The following is a 21,874-nucleotide window of genomic DNA, read 5'->3' as shown; positions in this document are numbered from 1 at the left end:
CGCCGAGATACAACCCGCTGGCACGGGGCCCTCATTTCGCGGACCGCATCCACCCATCTGCGAAGGTCACCTGCGACACCCCGGCGAGGCGGGCCGTCCGCACGAGCGCGGTCTCCAGCCGGGCGCGCCGGCCGGTGCCGAAGCGCACGCCCGTCTCGGGCCAGAGCGCGGTGACGTGCAGGCGGTCGCGGTCGCGCTCGGCCTTCATGTCGATGCGCCCGACGAGGCGGTCGCCCTCGAGGATGGGGAAGACGTAGTAGCCGTAGGTCCGACGCGCCTCGCGCACGAAGATCTCGATCCGGTAGCGGAAGCCGAAGAGCCGCTCGGCCCGGTTCCGGTCGCGCAGGGCCGGGTCGAAGGGCGAGAGGATGCGCATCCGCCCCGTCACCTCGGGCACCGGCTCTTCCAGCGTTCGCGGTCGCATCAGCACCTTGCGCCACCGGCCGTCGACCTGCTCGACCTCCGCCTCGATCAGTCGCCCGTCGCGCAGGCCGGCCAGCGCCCAGCCTTTCGCCTCCTCGGGCGTGACGAGATCCCAGAACGCGGCCAGTTCCCCGCTCGTGGCGAAGCCCAGCCGGTCGAGCGCCGCCGCGCAGGCCCAGTCGATCGTCTCCACCTCGGTCGGGCGGGCGTTGAGATACTCGGGCGGGATCACGTTCTCGGTCAGGTCGTAGACCTTGCGGAAGCCGTCGCGCCGGGTGACCGACAGCTCCCCGACGCGCCAGAGGTATTCGAGCGCCGCCTTCGAGGGGTTCCAGTCCCACCAGCCGCCGGACGACCGCGGCTCCTCCACGCCCACCTCGGCGGTCGAGCAGGGGCCGTGGTCTGCGATGTGGCGCAGCACATCCTCCGTCTTCGACGCGAAATCGCGGCCCCATTTCGTCCATTTCGCCGCCAGCGTGTCGCGGTTGCGGGCGAAGCGCAGTCGCCAGTGCGGGAAATGCGCCATGTCGATCATGCTGGCGTCATGCGTCCAGTGTTCGAAGACGCCCCGGTCGCGGTCATGCAGAAGATGCAGGTTCCGCGCACGATACGCAGGCCGGCGGGCGTGCAGGATCATGTGATGGGCGCGCACGACAGTGTTGATCGAGTCGAGTTGCACGAATCCGAGATCTCCGATTACCCCTTGCAGATCCGCGCCCCTGCCGGGCCCCGAGGGGGTCACGGCAAGGCCGTGACGGTCGAGGAAAAGCGCACGGGCGCGGGCGTTGTCGAGACGGGGCAGGGCGATCATGGATCCGGCCTAGCAGAGCGCGCGGGCGCGATCACGCCGGAACCTGCGATCGGGTGACCCGGCCCCCGGGCGGGGACCGGGCCATGTCATTCGGCGGCGACGGGCACGGGCGCGGCCAGGAGGCCCTCGGCCGCGGCCGCCCGCTCCGGGTCGTCCCGGTGCTGCAGGAGCCAGCCCTGCAGCTCGGCCGGGCTGAACCGTGCCGCCCCGAGCGCCGTTGCGAAGCGGCCCGCTAGGCCCGGTCGATCCGGGTGAAACCGCGCGAAGAGCCGCCCGGCCGTCGGTCCGCCGACGAGACCCAGCTCGACATGAACGTCCGCCCGGCCGGGCCGGATCAGCGCGGGGTCCAGCCGCTCGGGGTGGTTCGTCGTCATCACCAGGGCCCGGCCCTCCTGCGCGCCGACGCCGTCGATCGCGTTCAGAAGGCCCGAGAAGCTGACGCCCGACCGACGCTCCCCGCCCTGCCGGGCGGTGAAGACCGCGTCGATGTCCTCCATCGCGATGAGCGCGCCGCGCGGCGCGGTGCCCATCGCCTCCTGAAGGGCATCATCGGTCAGCGTCGCCCGACCGAGATCGAGCGTCGCGATATCGAGGTCCAGCTCCGAGGCGAGGGCACGGATGAGGCTCGACTTCCCCGTCCCCGGCGGCCCGTGCAGCAGGTAGCCCCGCCGCCAGGGCACCCCGCGCTCGGCGTACCAGTCCCGGCTCCGGTAGAAGCGTCGCATGTCCCGCGCGACCTCGTCGACCCGGCCGTCCGTCGTGACGACGGTATCGAGACCGCGCCGCGCGACATCCGCCCGCTTGTCCCACCAGTCGACGTTCAGCACCCAGAGGCCGGGGCCGAACCGATCTTGCGCGCGGGCAATCGCGGCACCCCGCGCGATCCAGTCGGTCACCGTCTCGACCCGGCCCAGAAGGACCGTGACGACGAGCGTTTCCATCGGCCGCTGGGCATGGCCTGGGCCGACCCGCGCCTTGGTGTCGAGCTGCCGGTCGAGGCAGCAGAGATGCCCGCCATGGGTGAACCAGTGCCGACCGGGTCCGGGGGCGAAGCCGCTGGTGCCCCGTGCCCATTCGCCGTCGGTCATGCGGACCTGCCGGACATGGGCGAGCACGCCCGACTCCTCCAGCCAGAGGCAAAAGTGACGATAGGCGGGGCTCCGGTTATCGAGCGTCACGCTGACCCGGATGCGTCGGGCTACGAGACCGGTGAGAAGCCGAACCCAGCCCCGGAGCGTCGCCGCAGCAAGGCCAAGCGCGCCGAGGGCCAGGCCGCCGGCGAAGAAATCGCTGGCGGTCGCGGTGGCGACGTAGCTTTGAAGAAGCTCGAACATGGCGATGGCTCCTGCCGCGCGGGGCGGCCTGGCGAAGAGAAACGACGAGACGGACGGCGCATGTGCGCCGGTCGCGCTTCGGTTGGAACGGAGGGAGGCCGCGTCGAAGCGGCCGGTCAGGCGATGGCGCGGAGCGCGATCAGTCCCGGGTCAGCCCGGAGAGGGCGGTGCGATTGCGGATCATGCGTCGGCCCTTTCCTGGCTCGAGTGGTTGTGCGGCGCGGGAGCCGTCTGGGCTGATAGATCGGCGGCCCGATTCGGGACAACAGTGTGGTTCTGTGCAGCAACAGAATGCGGCAAATCCGCCACATCACCCCCGCCGCGCCGCGATCGCCTGGCCCGCCGCCCAACCCGAGGACCAGGCCCACTGGAAGTTGTAGCCGCCGAGCCAACCGGTCACGTCCACCGCCTCGCCGATGGCATAGAGGCCCGGTACTGCCCGCGCCTCCATCGTCTTCGACGACAGGGCCGCGGTGTCGATCCCGCCCGCGGTCACCTCGGCCTTGGCGTAGCCCTCGGTCCCGGTGGGGTGGAACGTCAGCGCCTCGAGTTGCCTTGCCACCCCGTCGAGCGCGGCGTCCGAGGCATTGCCGAGTTCCGTCGGCAGGGTGATGCGTTCGGCCAGAACCTCCACGAGCCGTTTCGGGAGATGCTCCGCCAGCGCCGCCTTGAGCCGCGCGCGAGGCATCCGCGCACGCGCCGCCCGCAGCTTCTCCGCGGCACCCTGAAGGACGTTGATCTCCACTGCCTGGCCGGATGACCAATAGGAGGAGACCTGAAGCATCGACGGCCCCGACAGGCCGCGATGGGTGAAGAGGGCGGCCTCCGCGAAGGCGGCGTCGCCCACCCGCGCGACGGCTGGCACCGCGACACCCGAGATCGCCTTGAAGGCGGCATCGTCCTCGCCCAGCGTGAACGGCACCAGCGCCGGGCGCGGTGTGACGACTCGCAGCCCGAACTGCCGCGCGAGGTCGTAGGCCACGCCCGTCGCCCCCATCTTGGGGATCGACGGTCCCCCGGTCGCGATCACCAGCGCCCGCGCCGTCTCCCCGGCGGCATGGTAGAGACCGTCCGCGTGCCGCACCCCGCCGATCTCGGTCGAGAGCCGGACCTCGACACCACCCTTTTCGCATTCCGCCAGCAGCATCGCCACGATCTGCCGCGCGCTCTCGTCGCAGAAGAGCTGCCCCAGCGTCTTCTCGTGCCAGGCGATGCCATGCGCCTGCACGAGGCCGAGGAAATCCCACTGCGTGTAACGGCTGAGCGCGGACTTGGCGAAATGCGGGTTCTCCGACAGGAAGTTCGCGGCCTCCGTTCCGGTGTTGGTAAAGTTGCAGCGCCCGCCGCCCGAGATCAGGATCTTCTTGCCGGCCTTCGGGGCGTGATCGACCACGAGCACCCGCGCCCCCGCCTGCCCGGCGACGGCTGCGCACATCAGGCCCGCGCCGCCCGCGCCGAGGATGATCGCGTCATATTCCACCGCGCCCCCTTAGGCGCTCGGGTCCCGCATCGCAACGCGGGCGGTTTCCGCGCCGCGCGCCCGTCCTAGGTTCCGGCACATGTGGAAGATGCTGACCATAGCGCTGGCCCTCGCCGGCCCGGCACAGGCGGAGTACGGAATGACCCTCACCCCCGATTGGGAGTTCGTGGCCGACACGGTGATGGGCGGCGTGTCGACCGGCACGGTCACGCAGCAGGATGTGGCGGGTCGCCCGGCGGTGCGCCTCACGGGCGACGTCTCGACGGCGAACGACGGTGGCTTCATTCAGATGGCCGCGGATGTCGGCCCCCCACCCAATGGCGCGCGGGGCATCGCCTTCGACGTCCTCGGCAACGGCGAAACCTACGAGTTGCGCCTGCGTACGACCGCGCTCACCCGCCCGTGGCAGAGCTTTCGCGCACCCTTCGTCGCCCCGTCCGTATGGACGGAGGTGCGCCTGGATTTCTCGGAGCTTGAGCCACACAAGACAGAGGCGGAGTTCGATCCGACCGAGCTTCGACGCATCGGGCTCGTCGCCGTCGGACGCGACTTCCGCGCCGATCTTGCCGTGGCGAACCTGCGTTTCATCGAATGACGGACAACACGCCCCGTCCCGTCCCCGCCGGGCGTTTGAACCGGCTTGCCCGGATGGGCGGCCTCGGGGCCGGGGTGACCGGGCGCGTCGCGCTCGGCGGGGCCCGCGCCCTGGGTCAGGGGAAGCGGCCCGCCCTGCGCGACCTGCTGCTTACACCGCAGAACGTGACCCGCGTGACCGAGCAACTCGCCCGGATGCGGGGCGCGGCGATGAAGATCGGTCAGCTCGTCTCGATGGACGCGGGCGAGGTGCTGCCGCCGGAACTGGCGCAGATCATGGCGCGGCTGCGCGAGGACGCGCACCGGATGCCGCCTGCCCAACTCAAGCGCGTGCTGTCGGAGGAATGGCCCAGGGGCTGGCTCGGGGCCTTCGAGCGGTTCGACGTCCACCCGATCGCCGCGGCGTCCATCGGACAGGTCCACCGCGCCCGCACCCGCGATAGCCGCGATCTCGCGATCAAGGTGCAATACCCCGGTGTGGTCGAGAGCATCGACAGCGACGTCGCCAACGTCGGCGCGCTCCTGCGGCTTTCTGGCCTCTTGCCGCGGGGTTTCGCGCTCGCCCCCTACCTCGAACAGGCCCGGCGGCAGTTGCACGAGGAGGCGGACTATGCGCGGGAGGCCCGTCAACTCGCGCGCTTCGCGGAACTGCTGACGGACGACGCCGGTTTCGTGGTGCCCCGGTTCGACCCCGATTGGTCCACCGGGCGCATCCTCGCCATGAGTTTCGAGGCCGGCACCCCGATCGAGACCGCCGCCGACGCCCCGCAGGAGGTGCGCGATGCCCTCGCCACGCGGCTGCTGGCGCTGACGCTGCGGGAGATCTTCGACTGGCATCTGATCCAGAGCGATCCGAACTTCGCCAACTACCGCTGGCGGCCGGAGACGGGGCAGATCGTGCTGCTCGATTTCGGAGCGGCGCGGGTCGTGCCCAAGCGGTTGGCCCTGCAATACCGCGCGCTTCTTGCCGCAGGGCTGTCCGGGGATGAAGGCGGCGTCGCACGGACGCTGGCCGAGATCGGCCTGCTCGACGATGCCGTGGCCGGCGATCACCGCGCGCAGATCCTCGCGATCGTGGAGATGGTCTTCGCCGCCCTGCGTGCGCCTGGGCCCTTCGACTTCGCCGAGACCGACCTGCCGCGCCGGATGCAGACGGCGGGCGAGGCGCTCGCGCGGTCCGGGTTCGCGCCGCCGCCGGTGCCGATGGATGTGCTCTATCTGCAGCGAAAATTCGGCGGCATGTTCCTGCTGGCGGCCCGCCTGCGCGCGCGGGTCGACCTCCACGCGCTCTTCGCGGCGCACCTCTGACTTGCCAGCCCGCCGCGCGCACGGCATGAGTGCGAGGTGCGACGGGCCCATAGCTCGGCTGGATAGAGCAGCCGACTTCTAATTCAAGAATATGGGCTTGCTGACGGTCGCTGACGCGGTAATTACATAATAAAGTCAGCGTCTTCGGTTGATCGTCCCCGCTGCTGGATGCCATGCAATTGCATAGTTGATTGCATGGAGGCCCATCATGGCAACGCAGGAAATGAGTTTCACCAAAGGCGCGCTCGACAAGGCAGCGCACAAGGGAGGCGCAGCGACCCGCTATCGCGACGCCCGCTATCCCAACCTGTACTTGGAGGTCGGCGCGCGCTCCAAAACATGGCGCTACCGAAAGTTCTTCAAGGGCAGAAACTTCACGGAGACCCTCGGGACATGGCCGCAGATGACCGTGATCGAAGCGGCGCAGACAGCAGCCGAGATAAACACTCAAGTCGAAGACGCGGGCATCATCGTGAAAGACAAGCGCCCTCGCGGCGCGGACGAGGTTACACTGCGGGAGGCGCTTGAGCAGCACGTCACTCAGGCGCTCGACCCGCGCCAGCGCAAAACCTCGGACGAGACAGCCGCCGGGTATGCGCCTCACTTGCGCCTGCACGTTCCTCGCTGGCTCGACATGCCGATCTCGGAAATCACGCGGCAGATGGTCAACGAGAAGATCAAGAGCATGTCGCACATACCGACGACGGCAAGCGGTCTGCTGCGCGTGCTGTCGGCCATCTACGGAACCCAGCTTGCCTATCGGGACGACGGGTTTGAGCATGACCCGACCTATCGTGTGAAAGGGTATGAGGCCCGCACCCGCGACTTGCTGTTCGACGAGGCGAAGCGGTGGCCCGCGCTTGATGCCGTCTTGAAGGTGCCGAACGTGACGCGTCGCTCTGCTTGGCTCGCCCTGCTATTCACGGGCTTTCGGATGCGGAACATCCGCGAACTCAAATGGTCCGACATCGACTTCGACGAACGGATGGTGACACTCGGGCGCATGAAGAACGGCCAGAAGCGCACTTTCCCTTTGTCCGATATGACAATCTTATTGGACATAGAAAAGATGTTTAAGGTGGGGCGGTTTATGCACTATCTGGTAGCAGAAAGCGCCGTCATGCGATAGTCTTGTGGCATGACATACCAGCCCGCCACCATCTCAGACGACCTACAAAGCCTACCGAAACTGCCGGGATGGGTCACGTCCGGACGTGCAGAAACCCTTGAAACTGTGGCTTTTCGGTCGGGGGCGGCGCTGACGGTGCTCGATCAATTGATCGGCGAGCCGAGGTATGGCGTGCCGGTGAAACTGCTCGGCAACCGGTTGGCGCTGAAGGCGTCCACGGTCACCTCCAAACTCGAAGGACGGCTGGCGCGGGAAGCGGATATCCGCGACGCCTACCACCTGACACCGTCGGGCGAGGCGCGGGGGCCAGATGGCGACCTGCTGGCGTTCTGGCGCTACGCTGTGGGCCTCCGGGCGAGCGGGATGGGTGAGATCGCCAAGCTCGTCGGTGCCGACTTCGCGGGCGCGGTGGGTGTCTGGCTTGATGCGGGGCAAGAACGTACCCGGACCCACGGACCGCTGGCAGGCTGCCTCTCCATCCTGCGGGCGGTGCTCGACGCCGACGACCGGGCGGAGCGGACCGCCTGTCTGCTCTCGGATATCGTCCTGGCACGGGCTTTGAACTGGAAGACTGTATTGCCTGTCACGGCGCAGCGGCTGACGAAGGCGTCGCTGCGGAACCTGGCCGCTGACGATCAGCGGGCTGAACTGGCGGTCCAGGTGCGGATCCTCGAGGCGATCGAAGAGACGATCCGTTTGGCGCGAGACCTTACGCGTCGCGCCGAGGCGCTTCGCAGCATCGCCCCAAAGCTCCGCGCAAAGGGGTCCGACGCCGCGGTCGATCTGTTCCTGGGCGAAGATGCGGTCGCGCCAGCGTCAATGTTGTCGCCGTACATTCGGGAAACCGCGATCCCGATGACTGATCGTGCTGCGCGTCGGTTCTGTGACCGGCTGGTCAAGCTTGGCGTGGCACGGGAACTGACCGGGCGGCCGACCTTCCGGCTCTACGGGATCGCACCATGAATGTAGTGGCCAGAAAACGGGAACCTGCAGAGGAAGGTGGCGCAGTCTTTGACCGCGAGCTCGACGACCTGCCCCAAGAGCTGCGCTGGCGCGAATGGATGGGCCGGATTGAGGCGGTGCTGTTCGCCAGCGGATCCCCGGTCCGCCGCGAGGACCTCGCGCGCGTGGTGGGGCAGGGGGCCTCGGTGGAGATGCTGATCGAGGACATCCAGGCCGAGTTGACCGGCCGTCCTTTCGAACTGGCTCAAGTCTCCGGCGGCTGGATGTTCCGAACCAAAACCCAGTTCGCCGATGCCATCAAAGCCGCCGCCGACCTGGGCGAGCAGTCGCTGGCCTTCACCGAGATGGAGATGGGGGTGCTCTGCGCCATCGCCTATCATCAGCCGATCGACCGGGCGGGCCTCGCGGACATCTTCGGCAAGGAGGTCAGCCGCGATCTTTTGACCCGGCTGCGCTACAAGGACCTGATCGCCTCTGGTCCGCGGTCACCCCGGCCGGGCGCACCCCATACGTTTGTGACGACGGAGACGTTTCTGTTGACCTTCGATCTGCAGAGCCTGCGGGACCTGCCGGAGCTTGAATTCGGTGATGCGGAAGACCCGATTACGTATTGAGAGACGCACCTTTGCCGGAATCTGCCAGCGGTTCGTCTGTGCCGCATACCGAAGCAACACGGGCAGCGCGCCGCTGTACAGATGCAATTCTCATGCTGATCGGCTTGGTCGCACGGGGCCTAGCTCCTCTTCCTGACCTCGTAGTACCTGGCGAAGTCCTCCTCCGTCATCGGATCGAGACTGAAGGCGTTGCGAAGACCGTTCCACGCCGTTCTGAGGAACTCCGTCTGGACCTCGGCGGGCCATGTGCGTTTGGTTCTGTCATAGAGCAGGTCGGGCTTGCGTGACTGCGCCGGAATGTACCCATCCTGTGCTGGCCAGAATGCGCCTTCCAGTCCTTCGACGCCGACGATCACGCGTCGACGACTCGACGCGCCAAGGGCGTCCAGGCAGGCCATTGCGTTCTCCAATCCCCGCGCCCAGTTGGTCAGCAGATGCGCGTAGGATATCCAGTTACGGTCCTTTCGATGATCGAAGGCGACGCCATCAGACATCCAGACCTCGCCCGTTTCCTCCAGGAACGAGGCCAAGTTGTGGGCCTGCCGTGTGCCGTCATCTTCTTCGCCCGATATCCAGTAAGACACGAAGCCAAATCCGCTTGATCCAGAATCGCCTCCGTTCCCAAGCCCCTCTCGGTGCCCAAAGGCGTGCGTTCCCGGAAAGTTGCTCAACGGCTGAGATCGGAGGAACGCCGTCGCGAAAACCTGCTGGGATCACCCTGAGCCAGGCTCGGGACACCGAGACGGGACTTACCTTTTGCGTCGCGCCGAAAGGTCCCACATGCTGGATTGGCCAGTCTGCATTCCAGAGGCCGTCCGACCCCGAGTCACTGGCCGCTCCCACGATCTCATCCGAAGCGGACCGTTCGTCACGAACTTGGGAGATATTGACGGCGATGGCGTCTGCGAGCTTCGAAGTGAGTGCATCACGTTGTGCTCTCCGATCCGCTTTCGTCGCATCTTCGGCGAGCGCGTATGTCAGAATCCTCCGGTGCCGAATGTCGAATGGTAGTGTTTCGACGCGGTCCCCGTTCGCGGTGTTCAAGACAGCGATAATGCGGTCGAACCTAATCGCGTTCATCGCGAAGCCTAGCTCGACCATTACGTTCGGATTGGGCAACGCCTTGCCGGCTTCCGTCCGAACGATTGGGGTGACGTCCGCGACCATGACCGCGCATCCAGTGATCTTCTCCAGAATGGTCCGACTGATGTCCGCCATTCCGGGCGTGCCCTTCGTGTCGTGGTCGAGATCCACACGCTCCATCTCGTCGACGTCGAGTGCGTTGCTCACACGGTCGACTGCCGCCACTAAGCAGTCTCGGATGAATGAACGGTTCGATTTCGAGGGAAGGTCGTCCTGCCATGACCAGAACACGGTGTCGCTCATTGCCAAACCCTCAAGAGGTCTTCGGCGAGTGCGCCGCGGCGTTCCGACGGTAGCTTGTCGAGGTTCGAGAGCTTCCAGCGGATGGCGGGCAATTCCGCCATGTCGTCGAGACCGACAGATGACCAGTGCAGATCGCCTTTCTCTACCCCGACGAGGAAGTCCCGGTGCGTGTGCGGCATCTCTGCGACGATCGTGGCGATCAGTCTCTCACGTGTATCAACAAGTTCTTCGAGTGAGACCGGATTGACCGACATGCCGACGAAGTTGTCTTCAAAATCCTTGGTAAGATCGCGACGGTTGGGCGCGAGTATCTCCGCCGCGGGTCTGTTGTGGCTTACGACGTAGACGAGAAATGCACGGCGAAGGCTGTCGGAAATACCCTCGTTGGCAAGAAGGCCTCTCACGTCGAACAGATCCCTTGGATGTTGGCGATCGAGCGCGGCAACGATCTTGCCCGCGTACAGATCCTCGAAGGAAACGACCGGCGTCTCCGCATAGCCAAACTGGTCTTCGACTGCTGGCGCGACCGGCATCGTAACAGGCTCGAAGACACAACCGCGGGTCACCGGCGTCACCTCGATCTTGATCTGTGTGTCAGGCGTTCTGACGACCAGCCGATTCGACGTACCCTCTTTGTGCAAACGGCTCTCGTACACCTTTGCCTCGGGGATAGCGCTTGCGATCGATGTCGATACCCGACGGAGCGCTTGCTCGATCTCAGAAAGCGAGTCCGCCCGCGGCCGGATCGGCAAATAGGTCAGGTCGATGTCGACGGAAAGTCTCGGCAGGTTGCGGACGAACAGGTTGATGGCCGTGCCGCCCTTCAAGGCGAAAACTTCTTCGGGTGACACGGACGGCAGGACGCGCACAAGCAGGTCGACCTGTTGACGGTAGCGTTCTTCAATCGCCATGCATGCCCTCCGGCACCGTGATCTGGTACTTTGCATCCAGCCGCCCGCTTTTGGCGATCACCCGTTTGCCCCGACCCGTGTCTATCGAGGCAAGGTCCAGGCGTCCAAACCAAGCGTGTGCGTCCCGCTCGGCGAACCACAGGAACAGTCTCTTGACCTTGACGCTGTCACAGGTCTCAAGAAGCTTCTGCACACGGCGAGGACTGAGGTTCGCCAGACCGGTGAAAAGGTCGGCTGTATGCTCGAAGGAATGCTTTGTCGGAACATCGTCCAGAAATTCAAGTGTCGCCCGCTCGGGCGTGGACACGATCATTGGCCAAGCACGGTCGCCCCAGACATGCAGACGCAACCCACCGTCCAGAGGCTTCGCTTGTGTCTCGTCATGTTCGGACGGAATCTTGGGCAAGGTTTCGATCGCTCTCGTGACGGTGTCAGTCTTAAAGAGGCGGTGCGCGTTGTGAGTCTGGAACTGTATCGACGGACTGACCTCATCGAGCCACTTCGGAAGGCGGGCCTCCGCGTAGAGAGCGACTCGCTTTCGGTTCCCGAGCGGGACGTAGTGACCGTAGCCCTGCATTTCCAAGGCGGTGAGTCCTCCGACTGACACCGGTAGACGCATGATTGACTGGAGCGAGACGACCATATGTTGCCACTGTGTCTCCGCTCCGGGGCGCTTGTAGATCCCGCGCGCCGGCTGTTGGAGCCAACCGTTCGACACATATTTGCTCCGCAGTGCGCTCGAGTACCCAGCATCCTTCAGCCACTGCGTGCTTGCGACCAAACCTTCCGGCAAGAGCCGTTGGAGTGCGTTTAGCTTCTGCCCCCGTTGCGTACTCATGGTTTGCTTATCTTGCAAATTGTAAACCGGCGTTCAGTTTGATCTTGGTCTGATTGTGTAACTCATGGTAAGTAAAAAGCCAATTAGTTAAACTTGGGCTGCTTCACGAATGATCGTCGCCGACAATGAGACCTCGGTCGACCTGCTCTACTACGAGGCGGTCGCGAAGACGGTTGTACGCATCGTATCCGAAAAATCGGACGAGCCACTCAGCGTTGGCGTGCATGGCGATTGGGGAGCGGGTAAATCGAGCGTTCTCATGATGGTCGAGGAAGCCTGCGAGAACGATGACAGAACCCTGTGCATCCGTTTCAACGGGTGGTTGTTTCAAGGGTTCGATGACGCCAAGACCGTCCTGATCGAGACCATCGTCGAAGAGCTGGTCAAGAGCAGGTCCGGGTCACAGAAGGTCAAAGATCAGGCCAAGAAACTCTGGCGGCGCATCGACTGGATGAAGGCAGCCCGCAAGGCGGGATCTTATGGCGTCACACTCGCGACGGGCATCCCGACGCCGGAAACGCTTTCCGATATTCGCGACGCGGCCGCAACCATCATGGCGAAAGGGGCCGAGGCGCTGACACCTGACAACGCAAAGGCCTTGGTCGCGAGCGCCGGATCATTTTTGAAAGAGGCGGAACAGGAGAGCACACCCGAACAGATGCACGCGTTTCGCCAAGAGTTTGAAGAGCTGCTCGAGGTCGCCGACATCGATCGCCTGATCGTTCTGGTCGACGACCTGGACCGGTGCCTGCCGCAGACCGCGATCGGTACGTTGGAAGCCATACGCCTCTTCCTGTTCGTCCCGCGCGCAGCCTTCGTCATCGCCGCCGACGAGGGCATGATCGAGTACAGCGTCCGACAGCACTTCCCAGACCTTCCGACCTCCACAGGTCCCGCCACCTACGCCCGCAACTACCTGGAGAAGCTCATCCAGGTACCGTTCCGTCTTCCGGCGCTCGGCTACGCTGAAACGCGCATCTATGTGGCGATGTTGTTGGTGCTGAACGAATGCGGCGAAGCATCACGAGAGTTCGAGACCTTGGTGCCGATCGCCCGGGAGGCTCTGCAGAGACCCTGGACCGGCCCTGGCTTGGACCGACCCACTTTGACCAAAGCATTCGGGACGATTCCGGACTCCGTCGAACGGGCGCTCGACATCGCCTACCGGATCGCTCCGATCCTCACCGACGGCTCACGAGGCAACCCGCGCCAGATCAAGCGCTTCATCAACACGATGGCGATGCGCCTCGCGATCGCCGAGGAGCGTGGCTTTGCCGACGAATTGAACCTGGGCGTGCTCGCGAAGATCATGCTGGCCGAGCGGTTCGCGCCCGAAGTCTTCGACACACTCGCGCGCGGTGCGGCAGAGACGGGACATTCTGCAGAACTCGACGCGCTGGAAGCGAATGCGTCCGCCGCCAAACCGAACAACGCGGCAGCGAGTGCCGGGAAACGGGCAACGGGCGACAAGAAGCCGGCCTCGATACCCGATCTTCCCGAGTGGCCGAATGTAGAGTGGGCCAAGCGGTGGGCCGCGATCTCTCCGTCGCTCTCCGAGGTCGATCTCAGACCCTACGTCTTCGTCAGCCGTGACCGGCGAGGAGGCTATGGCGCACAGGCGCAGTTGGGAGAACTGGACGAGCTCCTCGGTAAACTGATGGGACCGCCGCTTCAGGTTAGACAGGTGTCGGCCGAGATAAAGCGGCTGACTTCGGTCGAAGCCGAACAGCTCTTCGACGCGCTGCGGACCAAGGTGGCCGACGTCGAGGATCTGAGAGAGGAGCCACCTGGCATCCATGGTCTGGCAGCAATCTGTCAGGAGCATACTTTCTTGCAGGCGTCCCTGGTTAAGTTCTTCAAAGATCTGCCAGCAAAGAAACTCGGGCCCTGGGTGGTGACGGGTTGGGGCGGGGCGTTCACCGAGGCAGAGCCCGCGGCAGATTATGGAGCGCTATTGGCCGACTGGTCCAACCGTGACGACAATTCCAGCCTAAGTGCGGCCGCCAAGGCTGTCGGAAAAGTTGCGTCATTTGGGAAACGGGGGAGGCGCTGATGGGAACCTCGGGAAGTTTCGGCGGCGGCAGACCGATGGTCCCCTCCTGGGTCGGTGAACCGGCACCTGAACCAGCGGCCCCTCCCCCCTCTCCTCCTCCCGACGGAACGGACGGTGCCCCGGACGATGGACAGGCACCGACGCCTCCGGTTCCATATCCGCCGATCGTGCCACCGGCTCCCGGACAGAGCTTTCGCGGGGCCAAGACCGACATGTCTTCCGGCACACGGTCCGGAAGCAGAGACCGGATCCGACGCGGGGCGGGAAAGTTCGTGTCCACCGGCGGTGGAGGTCGCGCCACGGCTCGGCAGATGGGAAGCTCTCGGGCCGTGGCGGGCGGGATAGCCGGGCTCGCTTCCGCCATATCCCAGTCGGGACCGACGGAGGCCCTGCGGCGTTTCAACCTTGAAGGCCTCGCCGGAGCGCCCGCCGAAGAGGTCTTCGTCGCGCTCACCGACGCACTTTGTCCGCCCGGCGGTACGATCGACGAGGCTCTCGCACGTCATGCGCTCCTGGAGACGATCGCCGCATTGGCCGCCGAAGGCCTCGGCAACTTCGACGAACTGAGCCAGGACGATCTACAGGAGGTCTTCATCGGCGTGGTGGCACGCTCGATCGAGGGTAAGATTTTGAACGAGGTCGGAACAAACGCGATCAAACTCGCCGAAGACACCGCCGCGGTCGAACGCGCGCAACGCATGCTGCACACCTTCGTGGTCGGCTGCGTCCGGGACCGGTTCCAGGCTGCGGGCGATACACTGTCCACTCTAGATACAAGTCAGATCGACCAGTACGTGACCGACCTCTATGCAGCCTCTCTAGAATTGATGCAGACCTTGGGAGAGGCGGAATGAGACGGTTCAGTCTGGTCGCCCGTCTCGGCGACAAGGACAAGGCGAAGGTCGCAATCGTGCAGGGCGATTCTGCTGCCCACGAGTTGGACTTCCTCGACGGGGACGGCCGCCTGGCCTTCGGACTTGGACAGGCCTTGGAACAGCTTTCTGGCCTAGGCCTTCGGACGCCGGAGGCTGCGATCGATCTGGCCCTGCTGGCGGCCCTAGTAAATGCGTCCGACACCCGCATCTCCAGGGCCGTCAACGGGCAGGGCGGCTGGACGCGTGAGATCGATCTCTACCTCCCGGTTCACGATAGAGATCAGTGGTCTGAAATCACCGAGCACGTGGGACGCATGTTGCGTTTCCTGACAGGCGATCGTTGGCGCCTGTTCGTGAGGCACCGACCTGCAAGTCACAAGACCCTCGCCACTGACACCGACAAGTTGCCGTTGCACGGACTGCAAGGTGTGTCGCTCTTCTCGGGCGGCCTCGACAGTCTGATCGCCGCCATCGACACGTTGGCCTCAGGCGGCCGACCGCTCTTCGTCAGCCACTATTGGGACGCTGAGACTGCCAAGGCGCAGTCTTATCTGCTCGAACGGCTTGAGACGAAATTCGGCGACGACGCTTTCAAGTCGCTCCGCGTGAGGCTCGGCTTCGATCGCAATGCTCTCGACACCGGCCAGGTCGAGGACACACAGCGTGGCCGCTCGTTCCTGTTCTACGCGCTCGCGACGCTGGCAGCGGCATCGTTCGGTATGCGGACGACGGTGAGCGTTCCGGAGAACGGGCTCATCGCCCTGAACGTTCCGCTGGATCCGCTCCGCCTCGGAGCGCTTAGCACCCGGACGGCTCATCCGCATTTCATGGCAAGCGTCCAACGGTTGATTGACAGCCTCGAGCTCGATGTGACCATCGAGAACCCCTATCGGCACCAGACGAAAGGAGAGATGGTTGGGGACTGTGCCGACCTGCCCTACCTACGTCGGATCGTGGGATCGTCCATGTCATGCTCCTCTCCCGCAAAGGCTCGATACAAGGGCCTGTCCCCTCGCCACTGCGGGTATTGCGTGCCGTGCATGATCAGACGCGCCTCGTTGCACGCCGGACTTGGAACGAACGACCCTACAACCTACACCGTTGAAGATCTGTCTGCCCAGACACTTAGAAGTGATCGTGCCGAAGGGGAGCATGTTCGCTCGTTTCAGCTTATGGTCGAAAGGCTGCGTGCTGATCCCGGGCTGGCGCGGATACTAGTCCACAAACCGGGGCCGTTGATCGACGTGCCAGCCGAGATACCCTCCTACGCTGACGTCTTTCGCCGGGGCGTGTTTGAGGTTGCCGACATACTTGACGGCGTGGTCGCCGAGCCGGGGTGAGTGTCTTGAAACCGCGTCGCGTCGATTTCCACGCACATCTCGACCTCTACCCCGACCTGGCGGAGGCGATCCGTCGATGCGACGCGGAGGAGGTCGCGACCCTCGCCGTGACCACCACGCCGCGTGCCTTTCCCAGAAACCTCGAACTCACCAAGGGCAGCGCCTTCGTTCGTGTCGCAATCGGTCTGCACCCTCAGCTTGTTTCCGAAAGGGGGTCTGAGATATCGATTTTCGAGGACCTTCTACCCGAGACACGTTACGTCGGCGAGGTGGGGCTCGATGCCAGCCCGCGACACTATCGCTCCTTCGATCAGCAGAAAATGATCTTCGAGCGCGTACTGCGGCGGTGCGCGCGCGCAGGAGATAAGATCGTGAGCGTACACAGTGTCCGTGCCGCGAAGCATGTCCTGGACATGGTGGAAAAGTTCCTCCCTCCTGAGAGGGGCAGGATTGTGCTCCATTGGTTCAGCGGGAGCGTGTCCGAGGCGCGCCGTGCGGTCGACTTGGGCTGCTTCTTCTCCGTGAACGAACGCATGTTCGCGAACCCGAAAGGTCAGGCTCTCATCCGAGCGATCCCGGAAAACACGCTTCTCACGGAGACTGACGGCCCATTCGTGGAGCGCGACGGGACGCCTGTCAGCCCGGGAGACGTAGGGCCCGTTCTCGAGGCTCTAGGGAAGGTGCTGTCAAAGACACCGGAGGAAGTCTCGCGCCTCGTCAACGGCAACCTCTCACGTATCGTTTCCTAGCGCGATAGTGACACGTCGGGTGTTCTACGGAACACAGTCAAAACAGCGAAGCGGATCTTCGGCGTGTTCGAACGCCACGACGTTGCGAAGTGGAAGTGCGCACCTGTTGTGTCGACTGCATGAGTTAGCATGGCGATCTTTCAGCTCGCGTCGTCAGAAATTGGAGCCGATGCTAGGATCGGCCAAGGTTTCTCGGACGTTATGTCGGGATGGCGAGGCTCAGATTCTGGAGCACCGTACTCGTCTCGGAGCTTGTCTATTAGTTTGAGACAACGGGCGGCGGGATCGTCTCTGCCGCCGCTTTCCGTCATCGCCAGCAGCTTTCGTCGTAGTTCGGTCGCCGCGACGGGCGCTATATTGTAGGCGTTTTCCCAGTCTTCGGCGGGAACGCGTTCAGACACGACACTTTCGATGGACAGGCGACCCACGAATGAGCGTCCGGTTCTTTTCTCAAAATCAATCAGCATCAATACCCCGTCCGTACCTGGGTCTTCGGCAGTTGCGCCAGCAAGCGAGGCAAGCTGCTTGGTTGTTGGCCCATCCTTCAATAGGTCGTAGACATAGGTGCGGACCTCGGAGAACTCCGAAATCAAGCCTCCCAATTCGCGTTGCCAATGCCAACTGTCGTGTGACTTTGCGTCGAGCGCGCCGCGAACGGTCAAGTCAACTAAGCGGTGCGCTGCTGACACGGTGCCAATGCTCAGCACGGTCGCGCGCCACGCATGGTTTTGGTAGAGACGCGGGTCATCTTCGGCGAGCGCGAAAGTCGCGTCTTCTGCGTCGGCCGAAGACGAACTGCCAAGTCCGCGGATCATCTCTTCGAGCATTCGTGGATTGCGCTGTGCCTCCGGCATGCTGCGCACGATGACGGGCAGGTCGGAGACAGGCGTGGCGAACGGCAAAAGGCGCAACCAATCGCGAAGCTGATACGCGTCGCTCTGTGTCAGGATCCAAGTCTCCTTCTCGGCCGCCTCGAAGGTCTCAGCTATGCCGTTGGCCACGAGCTTTATTTCGATGTCCTCGCCAGAGAGAACCAGCGACAACAATAAGGCTGCGCGCGCCTGCCGCGGCGCGAGAGCAATTAGCTTACGGATCATCGCGTCACGTTGGCCGTGAGGGAGCCGTGCTCCCACAATGCCGAGCGCAACTGCCAGCTTCACTTGCGCATCTGACGAACCATCGACAATCAAGGTCTCGATTGCGCCGAATATAGTCTCCGCTTCGATAGATGTCGCGGCGGGATCGGCGGCGCGGGCCTCCCGGCGCGTTTCGACGCGCGAGAAATCTACGCCGATCAGGAACTTCTTGTCGTCTTTGGGTTCATTTGCCTGAGACCACTGGGCAGCCAGCACACGCGCCGCGAGCTCGCCAAAATGCTCATCCGTCAGGTATTCACACATCAGCGCCGCAGTCTCCGGCACATTGATCGCCAAGAACGCTCGTTGGTACTCATGCATGTGTGGATGCTGCGCTTCGTGCACAGCGGCGCGATCCTTCCAGCCGCTCGCGGTCGCTTTTTCGCGGAAAGCCCGATAGCGATGTAAATTGTCGTCAAGCATTCTCTTCAAGAGTGGAAGATGCTCGACGGACGGTGCGCGGCTCATCATCGTTGCAATGGTAGCTACGCGCCAGCGCTTCTCACCCCCATCGGCGAGCATGAGCTCAGCCCATTCGCACGCCAGCTTGCCGATTCCAGCCAAGGCTTCTTCGCCAAAGGGTCGCGCCCGCTCTTCGTCGCCGTAGGTCTCACGGGAAAACAGCTCGGCTAACTGGACGATTTCTTCAATATCGGCATCTGCCGCCCGCGCCTCAATCGCGGCCACCAGACTTGCGCCCGGCGTGTGGCCGATGCGGTCGCGCAGACCGTGATAGCGATCACCTGCAGCCTGATTGTATTTTCCGCTGGCATCGCGCAAGACCTTTCCAGCAGCAAGATACGCATCGATCAGCCGACCAACAGCGGTTGGTCCAAGCACTGAGGCGGCAGCTTCGGCGCGGTCGTCGTGGCGGTTTGTCTCTTCGAGGGCAATTTCGAACAGTTCGTCGTCCTCAAGGGCAAAGCCGGCGGCGGCAAGAACATTATCCGCGCCGTAGAAGAGCTCGCGGCGTTCGCGCAGGCGACGCAGCAACCCATTAGCGAGAGCCTGCGGATAGCGTTCTCGTACTTCGTACAATAGATGCCTATCGCTATCGCGCTTGCGGTCGATCTCCATTTCCGCAACCAACTCAGCAATGTCGGCATCGCATTCATCTCCGCGTGGCGAGTAGATGAGCGTACGCAGGCGCTCAATGTGCGATATTCCGGCAGCAGTGCGCCGTTCGCGCGCGCGCTCGAGTTCCTGCTGGACAGCGTCGACTGCAATCTCGTCGAGGTGACCCTTTCGGACAAGGATGTCGTAGGTCGTGTCGCCTGCATCCTCTAGTAAGTCAGCGACGTGACGGTCCGCCCGTCGAAATGACAGCGCATCGACAACCGTCGCTTTCACTTCCGGCTCGCGGTCACTCTTCGCTATTGCGGTCGCAAGATCGAGGCCGTCAATTCCGCTATTCGATGCGATTTCATGCAGTACATGCTTGCGGATTTCCGATGGCAGTGAAGCAATCCGCGTAGGCGCGTCACTCCCAAGTACGGAGGGACGAAACTGTTTCGCCGCCCGGAGCGCGTGCAGGTGCACCTGATCGTCCGCGTGCTTGACAAGTGGCCAAACAAGATCGCTGAATTCCGGCCTGCCGGACGCAATCATGAAACGCACCGCGCGATCGACCTTGCCTGGTGTGTGCCACCGCTCGGCAAGGTTCCGCATATCGGTGCCGATCGGGATCCATACCTCTTCGGACGCGCGGAAGATCATCTCGCCCGCAAGGACAGGATCGACTTCAGAAGCTGCAACGATGGTGGCGCTGCATGCGGCCTTATGTACGGCGTCGCCGCGCGCGGTCCGTTCGACAGCGAACAGGACTGCCTCTTCCCACGGACGCTGATCGAGCACGTCGGCCTTCAGTTTTTCGCGCGCTGCCGGATCGCTGACGGCCTGTAGCATCAGTCGTTCGACGTAGTGCGAGGCGTACCATTCCTGAAATTGCTGGTGCTGGAACGAATAGCCCGGCGTGTCGCCGGAGCGCGTCAGAACGTGATTGCTGACAAGCGTGTCGAGCAACGTGTCGGGCTGTGTGGTGATGGTTATCTGCCCATCGGCCATCAGGACCCGTGCGGTCTCGGCAACTGCTTTGCGCGCGTTTCTGTCCGTGATCGCCGTGTTGGCCGTTGTCGTGGCGAATACGGCAAGATTGTCCAAATAGTTCTGCTGGAAGCCGAGGATCACGGCATGTAGCGCCGCCGCACGGCGGGCTTCCTGCTCGTGCGCAGCAACGAAGCGCCGTAGCACTTCTTCCTTTGTGGTCGGAAAAGGCGCGCCCTCTGGCAGCGAAAGAAGTGCCGTTAGATAGAGAGGGATGGTGACGAGTTCGCGGACGCCCGCTGTCCGCCAAGCCTGATCGACGAGCTGTGCGCCAGTCTCGCCGCGCATCGCGTGCGCAATCTCCATTTGCTGCCCGTCGTCAAGCGGCAGCAAATCGACTCGCGTCCCGCCGAAAGGAATGTCGAGGGCCTGCCTGCGCGTGGAAATGACAAGGCCGAGTTCCGGCAATTCAGTCTTGAGGGCCGTGATTTGCACGCGCGCGCGTTCGCGTGCGGCGGCATCCAGTTCGTTCCAACCGTCAAGAAGTAGCACGACGCCGGGCTTCGTCGCGACGGCGCGGAAATCCTGCTCTGAAACTCCGTTGAACGCGGGGCGTTTCAGGATGGATACGAGCAGCGCGTCGGCTTCGGTGGCCCAATCTCCCAGCGGCACGATAAGCGGCGTGCCATTGCCGTTCTCCAAAACGCCGTCGGCGATTTGAAAGAGGGTTGTCGTCTTTCCCATTCCGGGTGCGGCGACAAGGATAAGGTCATCCAGCGTGGTCACCGCGTTGGCGAGCGTGCGCGTACTAAGCGCCTCGTCCACGTGCTTCACCTTTAACGTCAGCGTGAGCGCCACGTTCGTGCCCGGCCATTTGGGTGTTCGACGGAACACGGCCAGGTCGGCTGAGGCCGCTGCTCGCAGGCGGCGGCCCAGTTCGTCCGGCGTAGAAGCTTGCATGCCGGGCCCGTATGGCACGTTGTGCATCACGCTGCGCCACGAATCTTCGTTGGTCTGTCGCTTCCAACTGCGCAATTCCTCGACGGTGAATTTCGAATCCTTGGCGTCGACGGCACGTCCGTGCACGTCGCAGAGCCAGATGCCGTTGTCAGCTGCCGCGCGCTCTTCAGACGTCATCTGCGCGTCGTAGCGGGGACCGCCAGGCGCGGCAGCGCAGATGTGCGAGGCTTGGCCGATATTGATTTCACCTGCGCCATCGGATGTGGCGGCGTGGGTCAAACGGCGGCATGCCGGGTTGGAGCAGTGGCCGCGCGCTTGCCGCTCAATGGCCCGTTTGGTTGCGGGCGAAAACTCGTCTCTGTTCTTACTCTTGGCCATCGTCGGCTTGCTCGGGTGAGGTCGTTTGGAGTTGCTCGGACGGTTGCCCTTCGGCTGGAATACTGTCGATCTCTGCAGATAACAAAAGCAGAAACACATACCCCGCTGCCTCGGCGATTTTGCTTGAAGTTCCGCCAATCGCAGCCTGCGCTTCTGCGGCGAAATCAACGTCCCCAGTTCGCAGATGCTCGATCAATTCGGACACATCCGATTGCAGGGCTTGGTCAAAAGCATTGAGCCGTCGGGTCAACTCCTCGTACTTTCTTTCGAAGGCAGCCTCCAAACTCCGACGGGCAGCAATCTCTTCTTCGGGACGAGTCTCATTGCCGAGCCGTTTTTGATCCATTGCTCCAAGTTCGCTGGCAAGGCTCAGCACCTCCCCAAACATGCTTGCCATAACAGATGGGGCTTGTGGCAATCCGAGTTGTTTGAGGTGCTCCCCGATCCTTGGACAGGATCTGGCGTTTTCTAAGCTACTCTCTGGGCCTCCTGGTCGGGTTGCATGATCGTCGTGCCGGCGCGGTAGACCACGTCCGGTGGTTGTCCGTC

The 21,874-nt window shown here is 63.7% G+C and carries 18 protein-coding genes; 9 read left to right on the top strand and 9 right to left on the bottom strand.

Going from position 1 to position 21,874, the window contains the following annotated elements; translation table 11 throughout:
* Positions 1 to 31: 31 nt before the first annotated feature.
* From HSX43_RS17850 to HSX43_RS17840, 3 genes are all read right to left on the bottom strand, one after another.
* On the bottom strand, positions 32 to 1,231 hold the full coding sequence (locus HSX43_RS17850) for a winged helix-turn-helix domain-containing protein (RefSeq protein ID WP_179381537.1): 1,200 nt from the start codon (positions 1,229 to 1,231) through the stop codon (positions 32 to 34).
* An 89-nt stretch (positions 1,232 to 1,320) separates the two neighbouring features.
* Entirely contained in the window at positions 1,321 to 2,568 is a 1,248-nt protein-coding gene (locus tag HSX43_RS17845; RefSeq protein ID WP_179381500.1) for an AAA family ATPase, read from the bottom strand.
* A 310-nt stretch (positions 2,569 to 2,878) separates the two neighbouring features.
* Entirely contained in the window at positions 2,879 to 4,048 is a 1,170-nt protein-coding gene (locus HSX43_RS17840) for a BaiN/RdsA family NAD(P)/FAD-dependent oxidoreductase (RefSeq protein WP_179381499.1), read from the bottom strand.
* A 79-nt stretch (positions 4,049 to 4,127) separates the two neighbouring features.
* On the opposite strand from HSX43_RS17840, the gene HSX43_RS17835 reads away from it, so the two are divergent.
* The 5 genes from HSX43_RS17835 to scpB all read left to right on the top strand — a co-directional run bounded on the left by HSX43_RS17835 (position 4,128) and on the right by scpB (position 8,656).
* A complete protein-coding gene (locus tag HSX43_RS17835) occupies positions 4,128 to 4,643 on the top strand; it encodes a CIA30 family protein (RefSeq protein WP_235962734.1) in 516 nt (171 codons plus the stop codon).
* Positions 4,640 to 5,950, top strand: a complete 1,311-nt coding sequence (locus HSX43_RS17830; RefSeq protein WP_179381498.1) for an ABC1 kinase family protein — start codon at positions 4,640 to 4,642, stop codon at positions 5,948 to 5,950. Before HSX43_RS17835 ends, HSX43_RS17830 begins: the two co-directional genes overlap by 4 nt.
* A gap of 208 nt (positions 5,951 to 6,158) precedes the next feature.
* Positions 6,159 to 7,079, top strand: coding sequence for a tyrosine-type recombinase/integrase (locus tag HSX43_RS17825; protein ID WP_179381497.1), 921 nt, complete (start codon positions 6,159 to 6,161; stop codon positions 7,077 to 7,079).
* Positions 7,080 to 7,088: 9 nt separating this feature from the next.
* Positions 7,089 to 8,042, top strand: coding sequence for a DUF1403 family protein (locus HSX43_RS17820; protein WP_179381496.1), 954 nt, complete (start codon positions 7,089 to 7,091; stop codon positions 8,040 to 8,042).
* Positions 8,039 to 8,656, top strand: a complete 618-nt coding sequence (gene scpB, locus HSX43_RS17815) for an SMC-Scp complex subunit ScpB (RefSeq protein ID WP_179381495.1) — start codon at positions 8,039 to 8,041, stop codon at positions 8,654 to 8,656. The genes HSX43_RS17820 and scpB overlap by 4 nt, the downstream gene beginning before the upstream one ends.
* Before the next feature lie 119 nt (positions 8,657 to 8,775).
* Here scpB and HSX43_RS17810 read toward each other — a convergent pair whose 3' ends face one another.
* The 4 genes from HSX43_RS17810 to HSX43_RS17795 are packed head-to-tail and all read right to left on the bottom strand — an operon-like array spanning position 8,776 to position 11,791.
* The gene (locus tag HSX43_RS17810) at positions 8,776 to 9,240 is read right to left on the bottom strand and encodes a hypothetical protein (RefSeq protein WP_179381494.1); all 465 of its coding nucleotides are present in this window, start codon (positions 9,238 to 9,240) and stop codon (positions 8,776 to 8,778) included.
* Complete coding sequence (locus HSX43_RS17805; RefSeq protein ID WP_179381493.1) at positions 9,209 to 10,042, bottom strand: hypothetical protein; 834 nt, start codon at positions 10,040 to 10,042, stop codon at positions 9,209 to 9,211. Before HSX43_RS17805 ends, HSX43_RS17810 begins: the two co-directional genes overlap by 32 nt.
* Positions 10,039 to 10,953 (bottom strand): nucleotidyl transferase AbiEii/AbiGii toxin family protein, encoded by a 915-nt coding sequence (locus HSX43_RS17800; RefSeq protein ID WP_179381492.1) that lies wholly within the window; start codon positions 10,951 to 10,953, stop codon positions 10,039 to 10,041. Before HSX43_RS17800 ends, HSX43_RS17805 begins: the two co-directional genes overlap by 4 nt.
* Complete coding sequence (locus tag HSX43_RS17795; RefSeq protein WP_179381491.1) at positions 10,943 to 11,791, bottom strand: type IV toxin-antitoxin system AbiEi family antitoxin domain-containing protein; 849 nt, start codon at positions 11,789 to 11,791, stop codon at positions 10,943 to 10,945. The genes HSX43_RS17800 and HSX43_RS17795 overlap by 11 nt, the downstream gene beginning before the upstream one ends.
* A 109-nt stretch (positions 11,792 to 11,900) precedes the next feature.
* Here HSX43_RS17795 and qatA point away from each other — a divergent pair, with 109 nt between their 5' ends.
* The 4 genes from qatA (at position 11,901) to qatD (ending at position 16,808) form a co-directional block, all read left to right on the top strand.
* Positions 11,901 to 13,844 (top strand): Qat anti-phage system ATPase QatA, encoded by a 1,944-nt coding sequence (gene qatA / locus HSX43_RS17790; protein ID WP_179381490.1) that lies wholly within the window; start codon positions 11,901 to 11,903, stop codon positions 13,842 to 13,844.
* A 272-nt stretch (positions 13,845 to 14,116) separates the two neighbouring features.
* Positions 14,117 to 14,698, top strand: a complete 582-nt coding sequence (gene qatB, locus HSX43_RS17785) for a Qat anti-phage system associated protein QatB (RefSeq protein WP_179381489.1) — start codon at positions 14,117 to 14,119, stop codon at positions 14,696 to 14,698.
* Complete coding sequence (qatC, locus tag HSX43_RS17780) at positions 14,695 to 16,059, top strand: Qat anti-phage system QueC-like protein QatC (RefSeq protein ID WP_179381488.1); 1,365 nt, start codon at positions 14,695 to 14,697, stop codon at positions 16,057 to 16,059. Before qatB ends, qatC begins: the two co-directional genes overlap by 4 nt.
* 5 nt (positions 16,060 to 16,064) lie before the next feature.
* Positions 16,065 to 16,808: a Qat anti-phage system TatD family nuclease QatD gene (gene qatD / locus HSX43_RS17775; RefSeq protein ID WP_179381487.1), complete on the top strand. Its 744-nt coding sequence runs from the start codon at positions 16,065 to 16,067 to the stop codon at positions 16,806 to 16,808.
* Positions 16,809 to 16,948: 140 nt separating this feature from the next.
* Here qatD and HSX43_RS17770 read toward each other — a convergent pair whose 3' ends face one another.
* Entirely contained in the window at positions 16,949 to 21,325 is a 4,377-nt protein-coding gene (locus HSX43_RS17770; RefSeq protein WP_179381486.1) for an NACHT domain-containing protein, read from the bottom strand.
* Positions 21,312 to 21,722, bottom strand: coding sequence for a hypothetical protein (locus tag HSX43_RS17765; RefSeq protein WP_208454662.1), 411 nt, complete (start codon positions 21,720 to 21,722; stop codon positions 21,312 to 21,314). The genes HSX43_RS17770 and HSX43_RS17765 overlap by 14 nt, the downstream gene beginning before the upstream one ends.
* Between the last annotated feature and the right edge of the window lie 152 nt (positions 21,723 to 21,874).

It is taken from the genome of Jannaschia marina, assembly GCF_013404595.1.
Taxonomy (GTDB): domain Bacteria; phylum Pseudomonadota; class Alphaproteobacteria; order Rhodobacterales; family Rhodobacteraceae; genus Jannaschia; species Jannaschia marina.
This window is presented reverse-complemented; position numbering and strand designations above follow the sequence as displayed.

Coding starts and splice junctions, on each gene's coding strand:
- scpB (WP_179381495.1), top strand. CDS start 8,039: ATGAATGTAGTGGCCAGAAAACGGGAACCTGCAGAGGAAGGTGGCGCA.
- qatA (WP_179381490.1), top strand. CDS start 11,901: ATGATCGTCGCCGACAATGAGACCTCGGTCGACCTGCTCTACTACGAG.
- HSX43_RS17835 (WP_235962734.1), top strand. CDS start 4,128: ATGTGGAAGATGCTGACCATAGCGCTGGCCCTCGCCGGCCCGGCACAG.
- qatC (WP_179381488.1), top strand. CDS start 14,695: ATGAGACGGTTCAGTCTGGTCGCCCGTCTCGGCGACAAGGACAAGGCG.
- HSX43_RS17845 (WP_179381500.1), bottom strand. CDS start 2,568: ATGTTCGAGCTTCTTCAAAGCTACGTCGCCACCGCGACCGCCAGCGAT.
- HSX43_RS17795 (WP_179381491.1), bottom strand. CDS start 11,791: ATGAGTACGCAACGGGGGCAGAAGCTAAACGCACTCCAACGGCTCTTG.
- HSX43_RS17825 (WP_179381497.1), top strand. CDS start 6,159: ATGGCAACGCAGGAAATGAGTTTCACCAAAGGCGCGCTCGACAAGGCA.
- HSX43_RS17800 (WP_179381492.1), bottom strand. CDS start 10,953: ATGGCGATTGAAGAACGCTACCGTCAACAGGTCGACCTGCTTGTGCGC.
- HSX43_RS17820 (WP_179381496.1), top strand. CDS start 7,089: ATGACATACCAGCCCGCCACCATCTCAGACGACCTACAAAGCCTACCG.
- HSX43_RS17765 (WP_208454662.1), bottom strand. CDS start 21,722: ATGGCAAGCATGTTTGGGGAGGTGCTGAGCCTTGCCAGCGAACTTGGA.
- HSX43_RS17770 (WP_179381486.1), bottom strand. CDS start 21,325: ATGGCCAAGAGTAAGAACAGAGACGAGTTTTCGCCCGCAACCAAACGG.
- HSX43_RS17805 (WP_179381493.1), bottom strand. CDS start 10,042: ATGAGCGACACCGTGTTCTGGTCATGGCAGGACGACCTTCCCTCGAAA.
- HSX43_RS17830 (WP_179381498.1), top strand. CDS start 4,640: ATGACGGACAACACGCCCCGTCCCGTCCCCGCCGGGCGTTTGAACCGG.